This window comes from Micromonospora sp. RTGN7 (assembly GCF_033804645.1).
Taxonomy (GTDB): domain Bacteria; phylum Actinomycetota; class Actinomycetes; order Mycobacteriales; family Micromonosporaceae; genus Micromonospora.
Genome location: NZ_JAPZLF010000015.1, coordinates 44,312 through 66,360, shown reverse-complemented (window position 1 = coordinate 66,360; position 22,049 = coordinate 44,312). Strand labels below are relative to the sequence as shown.

The window sequence follows — 22,049 nt, the reverse complement described above, 5'->3', positions numbered from 1 at the left end:
CCCACCAACGCCGCCTCGGACCGCGCCGAGAGCAACACCGGCAGCACCGGCGGCACCACCGGGCCGACGACCTCACCCTCGACCACATCCGCCGAAGGCTGCTCGATAATCACATGCGCATTCGTGCCGGAAATCCCGAACGAGGAGACCGCCGCCCGACGCGGCCGGTCCAACGCCGGCCACGGCATCGCCTCCGTCGCCAGAGCAACCGCCCCAGCCGACCAGTCGATGTGCGGCGACGGCTCATCCACATGCAACGTGGCCGGAACGAGACCGTGCCGCATGGCCAGGACCATCTTGATGATGCCCGCGACGCCCGCCGCAGCCTGGGTGTGGCCCATGTTGGACTTGATCGAGCCGAGCAGCAGCGGCCGGTCGACCGGCCGGTCCTGCCCGTACGTCGCCAGCAACGCCTGCGCCTCAATCGGATCACCCAGCGTGGTGCCCGTGCCATGCGCCTCGACCGCGTCCACGTCGGCCGGGGTCAGCCGCGCGTTGGCCAGCGCCTGCCGGATCACCCGCTGCTGCGACGGCCCATTCGGGGCGGTCAGCCCGTTCGACGCGCCGTCCTGGTTGACGGCGGTGCCGCGCACCACTGCGAGCACCCGGTGCCCGTTGCGCTGGGCGTCGCTCAACCGCTCCACCAACAGCATGCCGACGCCCTCGGACCAGCCCGTGCCGTCCGCCGACGCGGCGAACGACTTACACCGCCCATCCTGCGACAAACCCCGCTGCCGAGAGAACTCCACAAACGTCCCCGGCGTCGCCATCACCGTCACACCACCGGCCAACGCCAGATCACACTCACCCGAACGCAACGCCTGCGCCGCCAAATGCAACGCCACCAACGACGACGAACACGCCGTGTCCACCGTGACGGCCGGCCCCTCCAAACCAAACGTGTACGCCACCCGACCGGAGAGCACACTGCCCGAGTTACCGGTGCCGATGTAGCCCTCCACCTCCGCCGGCAGGTTCATCAGGCGCGTCACGTAGTCGTGGTACATCACGCCCGCGAAGACGCCGGTCCGGCTGCCCCGCAACCGGTCCGGATCCACCCCGGCGGACTCGAAGGTCTCCCAGGACGCCTCCAGCAGCAGCCGCTGCTGCGGGTCCATCGCCAGGGCCTCCCGGGGGCCGATACCGAAGAACCCGGGGTCGAACTCCGCCGCGTCGTACAGGAAGCCACCGTGCCGGGTGTACGAGGTGCCGCTGCTGTTCGGATCCGGGTCGAAGAGGGACTCCAGGTCCCAGCCCCGGTCGGCGGGGAACTCGGAGATCGCGTCCCCGCCGGCGGCGAGCAGTTCCCACAACTGCTCCGGACTGTCGACCCCGCCCGGGTAGCGGCAGGCCATCCCGACGATCGCGATCGGCTCATCGGTGCCAGCAGTCTGCACCACCGAACGACGGGCGGTGAGCTGACCGGAGACCAACTCATAAAGATGCCCCGCCAACACCACCGGACTCGGATAATCAAAAACCAACGTCGAAGCCAACCGCAAACCAGTCACCGCATTAACCCGATTACGCAAATCCACCGCCGTCAACGAATCAAAACCCAACTCCCGGAACGCCCGATCCGCCGGCACCGACTCCGCACCACCATGCCCCAACACCTGCGCCACCAGACCCCGCACCAACAGACCGACCCGCGCACGGCCCTCGTCCTCGGAGAGACCGGCGAGCTGCCCGGCCCAACCGTCAGCGTCCTGTCCCGCCTGGCGGCGGGTCGTGGTCGCGCCGAGCAGGGCCCGCAGCATCGGGGGCACGATGCCCGTGACGGCGGCCCGCAGCGCCGGCACGTCGATCGTCGCCGGCACCAGCACGGGCCGTCCCGCCGCCAGGGCAGCGTCGAACAGCTCCAACCCGACCCCGACACTCATCGGCGCAAGACCCGACCGCGCCGACCGCGACCGCTCGACCTCACCAAGCGACGCCGCCATCCCCGCCGCATCCCACATACCCCACGCCAAACTCACCGCCGGCAACCCCACCTGCCACCGATACACCACCAACGCATCCAAAAACGCATTACCCGCCGCATACGCACCCTGACCCGGGGAGCCCAGCACCCCGGCGATGGACGAGAAGAGCACGAAGAGGTCCAGGTCGAGCCCCACCGTCGCCTCATGCAACAACCAACCCGCCGACACCTTCGGCGCCAACACCCCCGCCAACCGCTGCGGACTGATCGACGACACCACACCGTCATCGAGCACCCCGGCGGTGTGCACCACACCGGCCAACCGGCCGGCCGAGGTGACCCCGGCGACCAACGCGCGGACCTGCTCCCGGTCGGTCACGTCGCACGCCACCACCCGGGCACTCGCCCCCAACCCGGCCAGCCGCTGCACCAACTCCGCCGCCCCCGGAGCGTCCACACCCCGCCGGGACACCAACACCAACGACCGCACCCCATACGCCACCACCAGGTGCTCCGCCACCAACGCACCCAACGCACCCGTACCACCGGTCACCAACACCGCACCCTCACCCACCACCGGCGGCTCCGACACCACCGGCACAGACGCCCGCACCAAACGCGGCACGAACACCCCACCTGCGCGGAGAGCCAGTTGGGCGGTGGTGTCGGCGACGCCGGCGAGCACGTTCAGCAGGGCGGGCTCGACGTCGCCTTCGGAATCCAGGTCGGCGAGGACGATCCGGGTGGGGTGCTCGGACTGGGCCGACCGCAGCAGGCCCCACACGGCCGCGCCCGCCAGGTCGGTCACCCGGTCCCCGTCCTGGGCCACCATCGCACCCCGGGTCAGCACCACCAGCCGCGAGTCGGCGAGGACCTCTGCGGCCAGCCATGCCTGGGCCACGGCCAGCACACCGGACGTCACCGTCCGGACCGCCTCCGGCAGGTCATCGCCCGGTTCGGGCGCGTCGAGGACCGGCAGCACCAGAACCCGCGGTACGGCCGCGCCCGCCTGGACCGCGGCCAGCACCGCCGCCACGTCCGGGTACGCCGCCAGCCCGGCCCCGGTCGTCAGCTCCTCGGCCAACCCGGCAACACCCCCAGCGTCGACGCTAGAGAGCTGCCCCGGCTGCGCCGCAACACCCTCACCGTCGGCACTAGGGAGCTGCCCCGGCGGTGCTACCAACGACACCCAACCGTCGAGCTGTCCAACCGGGGAGACCTCCTCGGCCAGCCAAGCCACCTCGAACAACGACCGGGCAGCCGGACTCACCGCAGCCACCCCGGACATCTCCCGCAACACCAACGAATCCACCGACACCACCGGCACACCCAACTGGTCCACCGCCACCAACCGCACCCCAGAACCCACACGCGACAACCACACCCGCAACACCGCAGCACCCGACGCATGCACCTGCACACCCTCGAACACAAACGGCACCCGAGGACCACCAGACTCACCCGCCAACAACAACCCCACCGAATGCAACGCCGCATCCAACAACGCCGGATGCACCCCAAACCCAGCAGCCTCCCCCACCACATCCTCCGGAAGCGCCACCTCCGCGAACACCTCACCATCGGCCACCCACGCCCGACGCAAACCCCGGAACACCGGCCCATACGACAAACCACGCCCATCAAGCCCGTCGTACCAACCACCCAAATCCACCTCCACCGCACCCACCGGCGGCCACACACCCCCCACCACCGGCTCCACCAACGACGACGGCTCCAACACACCATCCGCATGCCGAACCCACTCGGCCGCCGGGTCGTCGTCCCGGCGCGAGTAGACGGCGACGGCGCGCTGCGGGGAGTCCGCCGGGGCCTCCACCCGCACCTGAATCCGCACGCCCCCGGTGGCGGGAACGACCAGCGGCGCGGCCACGGTCAGCTCCCGCAGCCGGGAAACGCCTGCCTCGTCGCCGGCCCGCACCGCCAACTCCACCAGAGCCGTACCGGGAACCAACGTCACCCCGGAAACCACGTGATCGGCCAACCACGAATGAGTCGCCAACGACAACCGGCCGGTCAGCACCACCTCGTCGTCACCGGCCAGGTCCACCGACGCCCCGAGCAGCGGATGTCCGGCGTCACCGAGACCCGCTCCCGAGATGTCCCCGACCCGGGGCCGGCCAGCGGCGGGCCAGAACCGTTGGTGTTGGAACGCGTACGTGGGCAGCTCCACCCGGGCCGCGCCAGCGTCGGCGAACCACGACTGCCAGGTCACCGGCACACCATGAACATGCAACCCACCCAACGCCGCCAACAGCGCCTGAGCCTCCGACCGATCCCCACGCTGCACCGCAACCGCAACGACAGCGTCCTCAGCCGGCAGAACATCGCCAGCCATCGCAGTGAGCACACTGCGCGGCCCGACCTCCAGGAACGTGCCCACCCCGGCCGCACGCAACGCGGTCACCCCGTCGGCGAAACGCACCGCCTCCCGAACATGCCGCACCCAGTAATCAGCCGAAGTAATCTCCTTCGGATCCGCCAACGCCCCCGTCAGGTTCGACACCACCGACACCAACGGCACGGCAAAAGTCAACCCATCAAGGACCGCACGGAACTCCGCCAACATCGGCTCCATCAACGGACTATGGAACGCATGAGACACCGCCAACCGACGAGTCCGCGCACCCCGCTCCCGCCACACCCGCTCGACCTCGTCCAGCACGTCCACCGCACCGGAGACGACAACCGCGTTCGGCCCGTTCACCGCCGCGACCCCGACCCGGTCGGTCAGCCCGGTAAGAGACTCCACCACCGAAGCCTCGTCGGCGGCCACGGCCAGCATCCCGCCACCGGCCGGCAACGCCTGCATCAACCGACCCCGCGCCGCGACAAGTTGACACGCGTCCGCCAGAGACAACACACCGGCCACATACACGGCGGTGATCTCACCAACCGAATGCCCACCCACGAAGTCCGGCACCACACCGAAGGACTCCACCAGGCGGAACAACGCCACCTCAACCGCGAACAACCCCGCCTGCGTGAACAGAGTCTGATCCAACAACCCCGCCTCGGCGGAGCCCTCCGATGCGAAGAGCACCTCCCGCAACGGCTGCGGCAGCAACGGGTCCAGGTGCCCGCACACCTCGTCCAGTGTGGAGGCGAAGACCGGGAATACCCCGTACAGCTCCCGGCCCATGCCGGCACGCTGCGCACCCTGACCCGAGAAGAGCAGGGCGAGGTGACCGGGCTGCGAAGTGCCGCCGGTGACCACGGCACCGGACGGCTCCCCGTCGGCGAGGGCACGCAACGCGGCGAGTAGATCGTCGTGACCGGTGGCCGTCACCACGGCCCGCCGCTCCAGGGCCGGTCGGGTGATCACCGACGACCAGGCCACATCCACCGGGCGCAGCGCCTCGTCGCCGGCCAGCCACCGCGCCCACCGCCCGGCCTGCCCCGCCAGCGCCGCGTCCGACCGGGCGGAGAGCAACACCGGCACCACCGGCGGCGTCGCCCCGACGACCTCGCCCTCGACCACATCCGCCGAAGGCTGCTCGATGATCACATGCGCGTTCGTACCGGAAATCCCGAACGAGGAGACCGCCGCCCGACGCGGCCGGTCCAACGCCGGCCACGGCATCGCCTCCGTCGCCAGAGCAACCGCCCCAGCCGACCAATCGATGTGCGGCGACGGCTCATCCACATGCAACGTGGCCGGAACGAGACCGTGCCGCATGGCCAGGACCATCTTGATGATGCCCGCCACCCCGGCCGCCGCCTGGGTGTGCCCAAGGTTCGACTTGACCGACCCCAACCAGAGCGGGCGATCAGCCGGCCGGTCCTGCCCATACGTCGCCAGCAACGCCTGCGCCTCGATCGGATCGCCCAGCGTGGTGCCAGTGCCGTGCGCCTCGACGACGTCCACGTCCAGGATCGACAACCGGGCCGAGGCGAGGGCCTGCCGGATGACGCGCTGCTGCGACGGACCGTTCGGGGCGGTCAGCCCGTTCGACGCGCCGTCGGAGTTGACGGCCGAGCCGCGCACGACGGCGTAGATCCGCCGGCCCTCCCGGCGGGCGTCGGAGAGGCGCTGCACCAGGAGCATGCCGACGCCCTCGGACCAGCCCGTGCCGTCCGCCGACGCGGCGAACGACTTACACCGCCCATCCTGCGACAGACCCCGCTGCCGAGAGAACTCCACAAACGTCCCCGGCGTCGCCATCACCGTCACACCACCGGCCAACGCCAGATCACACTCACCCGAACGCAACGCCTGCGCCGCCAAATGCAACGCCACCAACGACGACGAACACGCCGTGTCCACCGTCACCGCCGGCCCCTCCAAACCAAACGTGTACGCCACCCGACCCGAGAGCACACTGCCCGAGTTGCCGGTGCCGACGTAGCCCTCGGTGTCCGGCGGCAGGTCGGCCAGCCTGGAGGCGTAGTCGTGGTACATCACGCCGGCGAAGACGCCGGTGCGGCTGCCCCGCAACCGGTCCGGGTCCAGGCCTGCCGACTCGAAGGTCTCCCAGGACGCCTCCAGCAGCAGCCGCTGCTGCGGGTCCATCGCGATCGCCTCGCGCGGGGAGATCCCGAAGAACCCCGGGTCGAACTCGGCGGCACCGGGCAGGAACCCGCCGTGCCGGGTGTACGACGTTCCGCTGCGGTCCGGGTCCGGGTCGAAGAGGCCGTCGAGGTCCCAGCCCCGGTCGGTCGGGAACTCGCCGATGCCGTCCCCGCCGGCGGCGAGCAGTTCCCACAACTGCTCCGGACTGTCGACCCCGCCCGGGTAGCGGCAGGCCATCCCGACGATCGCGATCGGCTCATCGGTGCCAGCAGTCCGCACCACCGAACGACGGGCGGTGAGCTGACCGGAGACCAACTCATAAAGATGCCCCGCCAACACCACCGGACTCGGATAATCAAAAACCAACGTCGAAGCCAACCGCAAACCAGTCACCGCATTAACCCGATTACGCAAATCCACCGCCGTCAACGAATCAAAACCCAACTCCCGGAACGCCCGATCCGCCGGCACCGACTCCGCACCACCATGCCCCAACACCTGCGCCACCAGACCCCGCACCAACAGACCGACCCGCGCACGGCCCTCGTCGGGCGCCAGGCCCGCCAGTTGGTCGGCCCAGTCGCCGCCCTGTCCGGCCTGCCGCCGGGCGACCGTCGTGCCGACCAGGGTTCGCAGCACCGCCGGCACCTGCGCGCCGACCGGGAGCGCCGCCCGCATGGCCGGCGCGTCGATCATCGCCGGCACCAACACGGGCCGTCCCGCCGCCAGAGCAGCGTCGAACAACTCCAACCCGACCCCGACACTCATCGGCGCAAGACCCGACCGCACCGACCGAGACCGCTCGGCCTCACCGAGGGACGCCGCCATCCCGTCGGTGTCCCACATGCCCCAGGCGAGACTGACCGCCGGCAACCCCACCTGCCGCCGATATACCGCCAACGCATCCAAGAACGCATTACCCGCCGCATACGCCGACTGGCCCGGGGAACCCAACACCCCCGCCACCGACGAAAACACCACGAACAAACCCAGGTCGAGCCCCGCCGTCGCCTCATGCAACAACCAACCCGCCGACACCTTCGGCGCCAACACACCCGCCAACCGCTCGGCGGTGAGCCCCTCGATCATCCCGTCGTCGAGCACACCCGCCGTGTGCACCACACCCGCCAACCGGCCCGCCGCAGTCACCTCGGCAACCAACGCGTCGACCTGCTCCCGGTCGGTGACGTCGCACGCCGCCACCCGCGCCGACGCGCCCAGGCCGGCCAGCCGCTGCACCAACTCCGCCGCGCCCGGAGCGTCCACGCCCCGCCGGGACACCAACACCAACGACCGCACCCCATACGCCACCACCAGGTGCTCCGCCACCAACGCACCCAACGCACCCGTACCACCGGTCACCAACACCGAACCCTCACCCACCACCACCGGCGACTCCGACACCACCGGCACAGACGCCCGCACCAAACGCGGCACGAACACCCCACCCGAACGGAGAGCCACCTGGCCGCCCGTCAACAGCGGGTCCTCGGCCACCGGGGCCAGCAGGCTCAGCGTCGCCACGTCCAAGGCACCGTCCACATCGGCGAGAACGATCCGGCCCGGATGCTCCGACTGCGCCGACCGCAGCAAACCCCACACCGCCGCACCCGCCAGATCAGCCACCACATCACCGTCCCGAGCCGCCACCGCACCCCGAGTCACCACCACCAACCGCGAACCAGCAAGGACCTCCGCCGCCAACCACGCCTGCACCACCGCCAACACACCAGACGCCACCCCACCCACCAACTCCGGCACCACCACCGCCCCACCAGCCACCGACGGGGACGACCCCACCACCCCGGAGGCAACAGCGGACACCGGCAACACCAACGCAACCGGCGCCACCGCACCCGCCGCAACCGCCTCCACCACCCCCACCACATCCACATACGACGCCAACCCACCGGCGGCACTAGGAACCTGCCCCGCCGGCCCCACCAACGACCCGCCAACACTCTCGTCGGCACTAGGGAGCTGCCCCGGCGGTGCTACCAACAACGCCCAACCGTCGAGCTGCCCAACCGGGGAAACCTCCTCCGCCAGCCAGGACACCTCGAACAACGACCGGGCAGCCGGACTCACCGCAGCCACCCCGGACATCTCCCGCAACACCAACGAATCCACCGACACCACCGGCACACCCGACGAATCCACCGCCACCAACCGCACCCCAGAACCCACACGCGACAACCACACCCGCAACACCGCAGCACCCGACGCATGCACCTGCACACCCTCGAACACAAACGGCACCCGAGGACCACCGGACTCACCCGCCAACAACAACCCCACCGAATGCAACGCCGCATCCAACAACGCCGGATGCACCCCAAACGCGGCAGCCTCCCCCACCACATCCTCCGGAAGCGCCACCTCCGCGAACACCTCACCATCAGCTGCCCATGCCCGACGCAAACCCCGGAACACCGGCCCATACGACAAACCACGCCCATCAAGCCCGTCGTACCAACCACCCAAATCCACCTCCACCGCACCCACCGGCGGCCACACACCCCCCACCACCGGCTCCACCAACGACGACGGCTCCAACACACCATCCGCATGCCGAACCCACTCGGCCGCCGGGTCACCCTCGGTCTGCGAGTGCACCGCCACCGACCGCACGCCGGACACATCGGCCGCGCCGACCCGCACCTGGACGCGCACCCCGCCGGAGGCGGGCAGCACCAACGGCGCGGCCACGGTCAACTCCCGCACCCGTGACGCGCCCACCTCGTCCCCGGCCCGCACCGCCAACTCCACCAGAGCCGTACCGGGAACCAACGTCACCCCGGAAACCACGTGATCGGCCAACCACGGATGAGTCGCCACCGACAACCGGCCGGTCAGCACCACCATGTCTTCGCCCGCGACGGTTAGCGCCGCGCCGAGCAGCGGGTGTCCGGCGTCGCCGAGACCGGCGCCGGACACGCCGCCCGCCCGGGCCCGGCCGATCCCGAGCCAGTAGCGGTCGTGCTGGAAGGCGTACGTCGGCAGGTCGATCCGCTGCGGGTCCGTGCCGGCGTACCACTGCTGCCAGGTCACCGGGACGCCGTGGACGTGCAGGGCGGCCAGGGCGACCAGCAGCCCCTGCGGTGCGGAGCGGTCCCGGCGCTGAACGGCCAGCGCCAGGGTGTCGCCGGTCAGCAGGTCGGCGTTCATGGCGGTGAGCACGCTCTGCGGGCCGACCTCCAGGAAGGTGTCCACCCCGGCGGCGCGCAACGCGGTGATGCCGTCGGCGTACCGGACGGCCTCCCGGACGTGCCGCACCCAGTAGTCGGCGGAGGTGATCTCTCGTGGGTCGGCCAGCGCCCCGGTCAGGTTCGACACCACCGGCACCAACGGCGCGGCGAACGTCAACCCGTCGAGGACCGTGCGGAACTCGGCCAGCATCGGCTCCATGAGCGGGCTGTGGAACGCATGGGACACCGCCAACCGGCGGGTGCGCGCGCCCCGCTCCCGCCAGCCGGCCTCCACCTCGTCCAGCACGTCGACCGCACCCGAGACGACCACGGAGGAAGGCCCATTGACGGCGGCGATCCCCACCCGGTCGGTCAGGCCGGTGAGGGACTCCACCACGGAAGCCTCGGACGCGGCCACGGCCAACATCCCGCCACCGGCCGGCAACGCCTGCATCAACCGACCCCGCGCCGCCACCAACGCGCACGCATCGGCCAGGGAAAGCACACCGGCCACATACACGGCGGTGATCTCACCGACCGAATGCCCACCCACGAAGTCCGGCACCACACCGAAGGACTCCACCAGGCGGAACAACGCCACCTCGACCGCGAACAACCCCGCCTGCGTGAACAGGGTCTGGTCCAGCAACTCCGCTTCCGAGGAGCCCTCCGAAGCGAAGAGCACCTCGCGCAGCGGGCGGGGCAGCAGCGGGTCCAACACCGCGCAGACCTCGTCCAACGCCGACGCGAAGACCGGGTACACCCCGTACAGCTCCCGGCCCATGCCGGCGCGCTGCGCGCCCTGACCGGAGAAGAGTAGGGCGAGCGGGCCACGCGTCGATGCCAGGCCGGTGACCACCCCGCCGGCCGGCTCGCCGCCGGCAAGGGCGCGTAGCCCGGCCAGCAGTTCGTCGGGGTCCGCTGCGGCGACCACGGCGCGGTGTTCCAGGGCTGCCCGGCCGACCATGGACGACCAGCCCACGTCGACGGGGCGCGGGGTCTGGTCGGCGGCGAGCCAGCGGGCCCAGCGGTCCGCCTGCGCGGCCAGGGCCACGTCCGAGCGCGCGGAGAGCAGCACCGCTGCCGGCAGGGCCGGCTCGGGCCCGTCGCCGGCCCGGGGCTGCCGGGCCTCGGCGGGCGGCTGCTCAATGATGATGTGGGCGTTGGTGCCGCTGACCCCGAACGAGGAGACCGCGGCGCGGCGCGGCCGGCCGGTCTCCGGCCACTGCCGAGCCTCGGTGAGCAGCTCCACGGCACCCGCCGACCAGTCGACGTGCGGGGACGGCTCGTCCACGTGCAGGGTGCGCGGCATCGTCCCGTACCGCATCGCCATGATCATCTTGATGATGCCGGCCACCCCGGCCGCCGCCTGGGTGTGCCCGATGTTGGACTTGATCGAGCCGAGCCAGAGCGGGCGGTCGGCCGGGCGGTCCTGCCCGTACGTCGCCAGCAACGCCTGCGCCTCGATCGGGTCGCCCAGTGTGGTGCCCGTGCCATGCGCCTCGACCGCGTCCACGTCGCCCGTGCTCAGCCGCGCGTTGGCCAGCGCCTGCCGGATCACCCGCTGCTGCGACGGCCCGTTCGGGGCAGTCAGCCCGTTGGACGCACCGTCCTGGTTGACGGCGGTGCCCCGCACCACGGCGAGGATGCGCCGGCCGTCCCGCCGGGCGTCGGAGAGTCGCTGCACCAGGAGCACGCCCACGCCCTCGGACCAGCCCGTCCCGTCCGCCGAGGCGGCGAAGGACTTGCACCGCCCGTCGGCGGCGAGACCACGCTGGCGGGAGAACTCGACGAACGTGCCCGGCGTCGCCATCACCGTCACCCCACCGGCCAGCGCCAGATCACACTCACCGCTGCGCAGCGCCTGCACCGCCAGGTGCAACGCCACCAACGACGACGAGCAGGCCGTGTCCACGGTGAGGGCCGGCCCCTCCAGACCGAACGTGTACGCCACCCGACCGGAGACCACGCTGCCGGAGTTGCCGGTGCCGATGTAGCCCTCCAGCCCCTCCGGCAACTCCTGCACCTGCGAGGCGTAGTCGTGGTACATCAGGCCGGCGAAGACGCCGGTGCGGCTGCCCCGCACCCGCGCCGGGTCGAGCCCGGCGGACTCGAACGTCTCCCAGGACGCCTCCAGCAGCAGCCGCTGCTGCGGGTCCATGGCGACCGCCTCCCGGGGTGAGATCCCGAAGAACGCGGGGTCGAACTCGGCCGCCCCGCGCAGGAACCCGCCGTGCCGGGCGTACGAGGTGCCGGGGTGGTCGGGGTCGGGGTGGAAGAGCCCGTCGAGGTCCCAGCCCCGGTCGGTGGGGAACTCACCGATGCCGTCGGCCCCGGCGGCCAGCAGCTCCCAGAGTTGCTCGGGGCTGGACACCCCGCCCGGGTAGCGGCAGGCCATGCCGACGATCGCGATCGGCTCGTCGACGCCGACGGCGGCGACCGCGTCGGCCCGGGCGTCGGTCTCTCCGGTGAGCCGCTCGTGCACGTGCACCGCGAGGGCGGCCGGCGTCGGGTAGTCGAAGACCAGCGTGGAGGCCAACCGCAACCCGGTCACCGCATTGACCCGATTACGCAGATCCACCGCCGTCAACGAGTCGAAGCCCAACTCCCGGAACGCCCGATCGGCCGGCACCGACTCCGCACCACCATGCCCCAACACCTGCGCCACCAGGCCCCGCACCAACAGGCCGACCTGCGCGCGGGCCTCGTCGGGGGCGAGCGCGGCGAGGCGCTGCGCCCAGCCGCCGGCCGCGCCGCCGCCGGCCTGCCGCCGGGTGGTCACCGTTCCGACCAGGGCGCGCAACATCGGCGGTACGCCGGCGGCGGTGGCCGCCGCGCGCAGGGCCGGCACGTCGACGACGGCGGGTACGAGGGCGGGGGTGTCGGTGGCGACGGCCGCGTCGAAGAGCGCGACGCCGACCGGCCCGGTGATCAGGCCGAGGCCGGAACGGGTGACCCGGGACCGGTCGGTGGCACTGAGGGTGGCGGCCATGCCGTCGGTGTCCCACATGCCCCAGGCCAGGGAGTGGCCGGGCAGTCCGGCGTCCCGGCGGTGGCCGGCGAGGGCGTCGAGGAAGCTGTTGGCCGCCGCGTACGCGCCCTGGCCCGGGGAGCCGAGCACCCCGGCGATGGATGAGAAGACCACGAACAGGTCGAGGTCCAGCTCGGCGGTGGCCTCGTGCAGCCACCAGCCGGCATCGACCTTCGGGGCGAGGACCCGGGCCAGCCGGTCCGGGTCGATGCCGGTGACCACGGCGTCGTCGAGGACACCGGCGGTGTGCACCACCCCGGCGAGCCGGTCGCCGTCGGTGAGCCGCCCGACGAGGGCGCGCACGGCGTCCCGGTCGGTGACGTCGCAGGCGAGCACCCGGACCCGGGCACCGAGGCCGGTCAGCTCGTCGGCCAGCTCGGCCGCGCCGTCGGCGTCGGGGCCGCGCCGGCTGACCAGGGCGAGGGAGTCCACGCCCCGCTCGGTGACGAGGTGCCGGGCGAGCAGCGCGCCGAGGGCACCGGTGCCGCCGGTGACCAGGACGGTGCCGCCGCGAAGACTCGGGGCGGTCGCGGGCGGGGCGTCGGCGCGTACCAGCCGGGGGGTGCGGGCCGCGTCGCCACGGACCGCGAGCTGCGCCGCGGCCGGGTCGTCGGCGGCGGCGGCGAGCAGCGCGACGGCCGGTCCGTCGAGGTCCCGGTCCAGGTCGGCCAGGACGATCCGGCCGGGGTGCTCGGACTGGGCGGAGCGCACCAGGCCCCACACGGCCGCGCCGGCCAGGTCCCCGGCCGGGTCGCCGTCGCCGGCCTGCACCGCGCGGTGGGTGACCACCGCGAGGCGGGCGTCGGTCAGCTCGTCGGCGGCCAGCCACGCCTGCACCGAGGCGAGCACGCCGGCGGTGATCTCCCGGACCGCCGCCGGCAGCTCCTCCGCCGGCAGGCCGATCGGCGTCGCGGGCACAACCAGCAGAACCAACCGGGGTACGTCGCCGGCGGCGAGCAACTCCGCGACCCCCGGGTACGCCTGGGCGCCGGGCAGCGCGGGCGCACCCAGCAGGGCGTACCGGGGCAGGTCGGTGGGGGCGAGCGGCTCGGCCTGCCAGGCGACCCGGAACAGCGACCGGGCGGCGAGGGTGGCCGCCGACGGGTCGACGGTGGTCATCTCGCGCAGCACGAGGGAGTCGATCGAGACGACCGGGCGGTCGGTGTCGTCCACGGCGAGCAGCCGCACGGCCGCGCCGGCGCGGGTCAGCCGGACCCGCAGGGTTTCCGCGCCGACGGCGTGGACCTGGACGCCCTCGAAGGCGAAGGGCGCCCGGGGGCCGCTGGTCCCGTCGGCCAGCAGCAGGGCGGTGGGGTGCAGGGCAGCGTCGAGGAGCGCGGGGTGCACGCCGAAGCCGGTGTGCCCGTCGGGGGTGGTGGGGAGCGCCACGTCGGCGTAGACGGTGTCGTCGCCGGCCGTCCAGGCCCGCCGGAAGCCCCGGAACATCGGCCCGTAGGTCATACCGTGGCCGGCGAGGGTGTCGTACCAGCCGGTGAGGTCGACCTCGACGGCGTGCGCCGGTGGCCACGCGCCGAGGCCGGTGTCGGCGGCGGCGTCGACGGCGGTGAGGATGCCCTCGGCGTGTCGCACCCAGTCGCCGTCGGGGTCGTGGTCGGGCTGGGAGTGCACGGTCACGGTCCGCCAGCCGACGCCGTCGCGGGGGCCGACCCGGACCTGGACCCGGATGCCGCCGGTCTCGGGGAGCACCAGCGGGGCGGAGATGGTCAGTTCGCGCACCCGGCAGGGGCCGAACTCGTCGCCGGCCCGCAACGCCAGCTCGACCAGCGCCGTACCGGGGACGACCACTGCGCCGGCCACCACGTGGTCGGCCAGCCAGGGCTGGGTGGAGACGGAGAGCCGGCCGGTGAGCACGGCGGCGTCCTCGCCGGCGAGCCGGACGGCGGCGGCGAGCAGCGGGTGCCCGGCCGCGCCGAGGCCCGCGCCGGAGACGTCCCAGGCCCGGCCGGCGGGCCGCAGCCAGAACCGCTCCTCGGCGAAGGCGTACGTGGGCAGGGCGACCCGGGTGGGTGCCGCGTCGGCGAAGATCGGGGCCCAGTCGACGGTGCGGCCGGCGGCGAAGAGCTCGGCGAGGCCGGTGAGCAGGGCGCGGGGTTCGGGGCGGTCCCGGCGCTGGGCCGGCACGGCGAGGACGGTGTCGGAGTCGCCGGTCAGCGTCTCGCGGACCAGGGCGGTGAGTACCGCGCCGGGCCCGATCTCCAGGAAGGTGTCCACCCCTGCTGCGCGCAGCGCGGTCACCCCGTCGGCGAAACGCACCGCCTCCCGAACATGCCGCACCCAGTAATCAGCGGAGGTGATCTCCTTCGGATCCGCCAACGCCCCGGTCAGGTTCGACACCACCGGCACCAACGGCGCGGCGAACGTCAACCCGTCAAGGACCGTGCGGAACTCCGCCAACATCGGCTCCATCAACGGACTATGGAACGCATGGGACACCGCCAACCGACGAGTCCGCACACCCCGCTCCCGCCACACCCGCTCGACCTCGTCCAAGGCGTCCACCGCACCCGACACGACCACCGCGTTCGGCCCGTTCACCGCCGCGATCCCGACCCGATCAGTCAGCCCAGCGAGAGACTCCACCACCTCCGCCTCGGACGCGTTCACCGCCAGCATCCCGCCGCCGGCCGGCAACGCCTGCATCAACCGACCCCGCGCCGCCACCAAGCAGCACGCATCCGCCAGGGAGAACACACCGGCCACGTGCACGGCGGTGATCTCACCAACCGAATGCCCACCCACGAAGTCCGGCACCACACCGAACGACTCCACCAGGCGGAACAACGCCACCTCAACCGCGAACAACCCCGCCTGCGTGAACAGGGTCTGGTCCAACAACCCCGCTTCCGAAGAACCCTCCGCCGCGAAAAGCACCTCCCGCAACGGGCGGGGCAGCAACGGATCCAACACCGCGCACACCTCGTCCAGCGCCGACGCGAACACCGGGAACACCCCGTACAACTCCCGACCCATGCCGGCACGCTGCGCACCCTGACCGGAGAAGAGCAGGGCGATCGGTCCCCGGTCGGTGGCGCGGCCGGTGACCACGGCGTCGGTGGGTTCGTCGGCGGCGAGGGCGGCCAGGCCGGCGGTCAGCCCGGCGTGGTCGGCGACGAGCAGCACCGCCCGGTGTTCGAGGGCGGCGCGGGCGGTCAGCGACGTCCAGCCGGCGTCGACCAGCCGGGGCGGGTCGCCCGCGCCGGGCACGTCGAGGGTGCCGGGGTGCCCCGGCTGTCCGAACCGCTCGGCCCAGCGGCGGGCCTGCCGAATCAGGCCGCCCTCGCCCCGGGCGGAGAGCAGCACCGGCACCAGCGGCGGCGCGGCGGGCTCGACCACCTCACCGGAGATCACCTCGGCCGGGGGCTGCTCGATGATGATGTGGGCGTTGGTGCCGCTGACCCCGAACGAGGAGACCGCGGCGCGGCGCGGCCGGCCGGTCTCCGGCCACTGCCGGGCCTCGGTGAGCAGCTCCACGGCACCCGCCGACCAGTCGACGTGCGGGGTGGGCTCGTCCACGTGCAGGGTGCGCGGCATCGTCCCGTGCCGCATCGCCTGCACCATCTTGATCACCCCGGCGACGCCGGCGGCGGCCTGGGTGTGGCCGATGTTCGACTTGATCGAGCCGAGCCAGAGCGGCCGGCCGGCCGGGCGGTCCTGCCCGTACGTCGCCAGCAACGCCTGCGCCTCGATCGGGTCGCCCAGCGTGGTGGCGGTGCCGTGCGCCTCGACGAGGTCGACGTCGGCGGTGGTGAGTCCGGCGTTGGCGAGGGCCTGGCGGATCACCCGCTGCTGCGAGGGCCCGTTCGGGGCGGTCAGCCCGTTGGACGCGCCGTCGGAGTTCACGGCGGTGCCGCTCACCACGGCGAGGACGCGGTGGCCCCGGCGCTGCGCGTCGGAGAGCCGCTCGACCAGCAGCACCCCGACGCCCTCGCCCCAGCCGGTGCCGTCGGCGGCGGCGGCGAAGGACCGGCAGCGGCCGTCGGCGGCCAGCCCGCCCTGCCGGCTGAACTCGACGAACGCGCCGGGGGTGACCATCACGTTCACGCCGGCGGCGACGGCGAGGTCGCACTCGCCCTGCCGCAGCGACTGCACGGCGAGGTGCAGCGCGACCAGCGACGACGAGCAGGCGGTGTCCACCGTGACGGCCGGCCCCTCCAGGCCGAACGTGTACGCGACCCGGCCGGAGATGACGCTGTGCGCCCCGCCGGTGAGCCGGTAGCCATCCAGGTCGGGGGTCTCGTCGCCGGCGCCGTAGCCGGACGGGGACGCGCCGACGAACACCCCGGTTGCGGTGCCGTGCAGCGCGTCGGGGTTGACGCCGGCCTGCTCGAACGCCTCCCAGCTGCCCTCCAGCAGCAGCCGCTGCTGCGGGTCCATGGCCAGCGCCTCGCGGGGGCTGATGCCGAAGAAGACCGGGTCGAAGTCGGCGGCCCGGTCGATGAACCCGCCGTGCCGGGTGTACGAGCGACCGGCCGCACTGTCGTCGGCGGACAACAGCCGGTCCAGGTCCCAGTGCCGGTCGGTGCGGAACTCGGTGATGCCGTCGCGGCCGGCGGCAACGAGGTCCCACAGCCCGTCGGGGTCGCTGACCCCGCCCGGGTAGCGGCAGCTCATCCCGACGATGGCGATCGGCTCGTCGGCGACGGCCGGGCCCGCCCCAACGACGGGGGCCGGCTCCGCCTCGTGCAGCCGCAGCAGGGACGCCAGGTGCCCGGCCAGCGCGGCCGGGTTGGGGTAGTCGAAGATCAGGGTGGTGGGCAGGGCCAGCCCGCTCGCGCCGGTGAGCTGGTTGCGCAGCTCCACGGCGGTGAGCGAGTCGAAGCCCAGCTCCTTGAACGCCCGCTTCGGCGGGACCGCGTCGGTGCCGGCGTGGCCGAGGACGGCGGCGGCGTGGTCGCGGATCAGGTCGGTGAGGTGCCGGTCCTGTTCGGCGCGGGTGAGCGCGGCGAGTTGCTGGCGCAGCCCGGTGGCCTGGTCGGTGGCGCCGTCGGCGGGGTGGGCGGCGAGCGCCTCCCGGGCCTCGGCGATGTCGTCGAGCAGCGGGCGCGGCCGGGCCGAGGCGTACGCGGGGGCGAAGTGCTCCCAGGCGACATCGGCGACGATCAGGTTGGTCTCGCCGTGTTCGACGGCGCGGCGCAGGGCGAGCAGCGCGGCGGCCGGCTGCATCGGGTTGAGGCCACGGCGGCTGAGCAGCCGTTGGGCCTCCTCGGTGGTGGCCATGCCGCCCTCGGCCCAGGCACCCCAGGAGATGGAGGTGGCGGTGAGCCCCCGGGCGCGGCGCTGCTCGGCGAGCGCGTCGAGGTACGCGTTCGCCGCCGCGTACGCGGCCTGGCCGCCGCTGCCCCACACGCCGGAGATCGAGGCGAAGGTGACGAACGCGTCGAGTTCCCGGTCGCCGAGCAGCTCGTCGAGGTGCAGCGCCCCGGCGACCTTGCCGGCCATCACGTGGTCGAGGACGTCGAGGTCGGTGTCGACAAGGGCGGTGAGCTGGGTGATGCCGGCGGCGTGCAGCACGGCGGTGAGCGGGGCGACCTCGTCCAGCCCGGCGACCAGCGCGGTCACCTGGTCGCGGTCGGCCATGTCGCAGGCGACGACGCTGACCCGTACGCCGGTGGCGGTCAGCTCGTCGGCCAGCTCGCGGGCCCCGGCGGCGTCGAGGCCGCGGCGGCTGGTGAGCACCAGGTGCTCGGCGCCGTTGGCGGCCAGCCAGCGGGCAGCCTGCGCGCCGATCGCGCCGGTGCCGCCGGTGACCAGGACGGTGCCGCGCGGCTGCCACGGGGTGACCTGCCGGGCGGCGCCGGCGGTGGCGCGGGCGAGCCGGCGGACGAAGGTGCCGAAGGTGCGGACGGCGAACTGGTCCTCGTCGCCGCCGCCGGTGACGATGCGGGCGACCTCGGCCCAGCTCGCCGCGGCGGGCTCGGCGGGCAGGTCGACCAGGCCGCCCCAGCGCTGCGGGTGCTCCAGGCCGATCACCCGGGCCATTCCCCACAGGGCGTGCTGGGCGGCGCTGGCGACCGGCTCGCCCGCGCCGGTGCCGACGCCGCCGACGGTGACGCACCACAGCGGGGCGGGCAGGTCGGCGTCCTGCGCGGCCTGCCCGAGGCGGATGGTGGCGACCAGCCCGGTGGGGATGCCGGGGTGGCCGGGGTACTGCGCCTCGGCGAGGCCGAGCAGGGAGACCACGGCAGCCGGCGGGGCGTCGGAGTGCCCGGCCAGCGCCTCGGCCAGCTCCTCCCGGGTGACCCGGGCCGGGTCGACGGCGAGCCGACGCACCGGAGTGCCGAGAGCGGCGGCGAGCTGGTCCACCCAGCCGTCGACTCGGGCATCGCTCGCGGGGTGCACCACGAGCAGGTCGCCGTGAAGGGTCGGCCCGGCGGGCGACGGTGCGGGCTTCCACACCACCCGGTAGGACCAGCCGTCGAGGACCGCCCGCTGCAACCGGGCCCGCCGCCAGGACGACAGCACCGGCAGCGCCGGGGCGAGCACCTCCAGGTCGGCCGGCGCGCTGTCGAGCTGGGCGGCGAGCGCGGCCACGTCGGAGCGCTCCACCGCCGACCAGAACTCCACGTCGAGCACGTCGGGGCTGACCGGCCCGGCGACGGTGGCCGTCCGCTCGGGCCAGTAGCGCCGGCGCTGGAAGGCGTAGGTGGGCAGATCGGTGAGGACCGGCGCGGGGACGAGGATCCGACGGGGGTCCACCGGCAGGCCGTGGGCGTGGGCGGCGGCGAGGCTGGTCAGCAGCCGCACCGTCGCGTCCTCGCCCCGGCGCAGGGTGGCCAGCGCCCGGCCGGCGACGCCGGCATCGTCGAGGATGGCGGTCAGCGGCATGTTCAGCACCGGGTGCGGGGACACCTCGACGAAGTCGGTGTGTCCGGCGTCGATGGCGGTCCGCACGGCCGTGTCGAACAGCACCGGTCGCAGCAGGTTGTCGGCCCAGTAGTCGGCGTCCATGTCGACACCGTCGATCCAGGTGCCGGTGACCGTGGAGACGATCCGCACGTCCCCTTCGCGGGGGGCCACGCCGGCCAGTTCGGTGCGGAACCGGTCGGTGACGGGTCGCACGTGCGGGGAGTGCGACGGGTAGTCGACCTCCATGATGCGGGCCCGGACGCCCTCGGCGACGCAGGCGGCGACGAGGTCGGCGACGGGCTGCGACGGCCCGGAGACGACGGTGATGCGGGGGGCGTTGACGACGGAGACGCTCACCCCGTCGGGGAGCCGGGCGGCGACCACGTCGGCGGGCAGGTCGATCGCGGCCATCGCCCCGGTGCCGGCGATGTCGGTGAGGGCGAGGGCCCGCAGCGCCATGGTCCGCACGGCGTCGGCCAGGGTGAGCACCCCGGCGACGTGGGCGGCGACGATCTCGCCCTGGGAGTGGCCGATGACCGCGCGCGGGGTCACGCCGGCGTGCCGCCACAGCCGGGCCAGGCCCACCCCGACGGCGAACAGGGCCGGCTGGACGATCTCGGTGCGCCGCAGCCAGGAGTCGTCGGCGCCGGTGAGGACGGCGACCACGTCGAGGTCGAGCCACTTGTCGAACTCGGCCTGGCACTCGGCGAGGGCGGAGTCGAAGACCGGGCAGGCGCCGATCAGCTCGGCGGCCATCGTCACGTACTGGGCGCCCTGGCCGGGGAAGACCCAGACGGGGCCCTCGCCGGGCTCGCCGGCCACGCCGGTGACGACGGTGCCGGCCGGTGCGCTGGCGGCGAGGGCGTCCAGGCCGGCGAGCAGCTGCGCGGGTTCGGTGGCCACGACGGCGGCCCGGTGCTCGAACACCGACCGGGTGGTGGCCAGCGACCAGGCCAGCCGGGCCGGGTCGAGTTCGTCGTGGGCGCGCACGTGGCGGGCCAGCCGGGCGGCCTGCTCGCGCAGGGCCGCCGTGGAGCGGGCCGACAGCGCCCACACGGTCGCGGGCGTGCTGAGCAGGGCGGGCTGGTCCTGCGGCGCGGCGGCCGGGTCGGGCGCGGGGGCGGCCTGCTCGAGGATGATGTGGGCGTTGGTGCCGCTCATGCCGAACGAGGACACGGCGGCCCGGCGCGGCCGGTCCACCTCCGGCCAGGGGCGGGCCTCGGTGAGCAGACAGACCGCCCCGGCGGACCAGTCGATGTGCTCCGACGGGGCGTCGACGTGCAGGGTGGCCGGCAGCAGGCCGTGCCGCATCGCCATGACCATCTTGATGATGCCGGCGATGCCGGCGGCGGACTGGCTGTGCCCGATGTTCGACTTGATCGATCCGAGCCAGAGCGGGTCGCGCCCGTCGCGTTCCCGCCCGTACGTGGCGAGCAGGGCCTGTGCCTCGATCGGGTCGCCGAGGGTGGTGCCGGTGCCGTGCGCCTCGACGGCGTCCACGTCGGCGGGGGCCAGCCGGGCGTTGCTCAGCGCCTGCCGGATCACCCGCTGCTGCGACGGGCCGTTCGGGGCGGTCAGGCCGTTGGAGGCGCCGTCCTGGTTGATCGCGGAGCCCCGGATCACGGCGAGGACCCGGTGGCCGTTGCGCTGGGCGTCGGAGAGCCGCTCGACGAGCAGCAGGCCGACGCCCTCGGCCCAGCCGGTGCCGTCGGCGGCGGCGGCGAAGGCCTTGCACCGGCCGTCGGAGGCGAGGCCGCGCTGCCGGGAGAAGCCAACGAACGCGCTGGGCGTGGCCATCACGGTCACGCCACCGGCCAGGGCCAGGTCGAACTCGCCCTGGCGCAGCGCCTGGCAGGCGAGGTGCAGCGCGACCAGCGACGACGAGCAGGCGGTGTCGACGGTCACCGCTGGCCCCTCCAGCCCGAGCACGTACGCGATCCGGCCGGAGACGACGCTGCTGGCGGTGCCGGTGAGCAGGTAGCCCTCGTCGGTGCCGTCCGCGGTGCCGTCCTGGCCGACTCCGTAGCCGTTGGAGGCGGTGCCGACGAAGACGCCGACCTTCTGCCCGCGCACCGACGACGGGGCGATGCCGGCGGTCTCGAACGTCTCCCACGACGTCTCCAGCAGCAGTCGCTGCTGCGGGTCCATGGCCAGCGCCTCGCGGGGGTTGACGCCGAAGAACTCGGCGTCGAAGTCGGCCGCGTCGGGCAGGAAGCCGCCCTGGTCGGTGGTGGAGCGGCCGGTCCGGCCGGCCTCCGGGTCGTACAGGTTGTCCAGGTCCCAGCCCCGATCGGTGGGGAAGGCGCCGACCGCGTCACCGCCCGCGGCGACCAGGTCCCAGAGCTGGTCGGGGGTGGACGCCCCGCCGGGGTAACGGCAGGACATCGCCACGATGGCGATCGGCTCCCGGGCGGCGGCTGCCAGCTGCTGGTTGAGCTGCTTGAGCCGGCTGGTCTCCTTGAGGGAGGCCCGAAGCGCCTCGACGGCCTTATCTGCAGACGTGGACAT

The 22,049-nt window shown here is 73.3% G+C and carries 1 protein-coding gene (cut by a window edge); it reads right to left on the bottom strand.

Going from position 1 to position 22,049, the window contains the following annotated elements; translation table 11 throughout:
* On the bottom strand, positions 1-22,049 hold the 5' portion of the coding sequence (locus SNR22_RS21430) for a type I polyketide synthase (protein ID WP_320068417.1). It extends 7,978 nt beyond the left edge of the window; only the first 22,049 of its 30,027 coding nucleotides appear in the window; its start codon is at positions 22,047-22,049; the stop codon falls past the left edge of the window.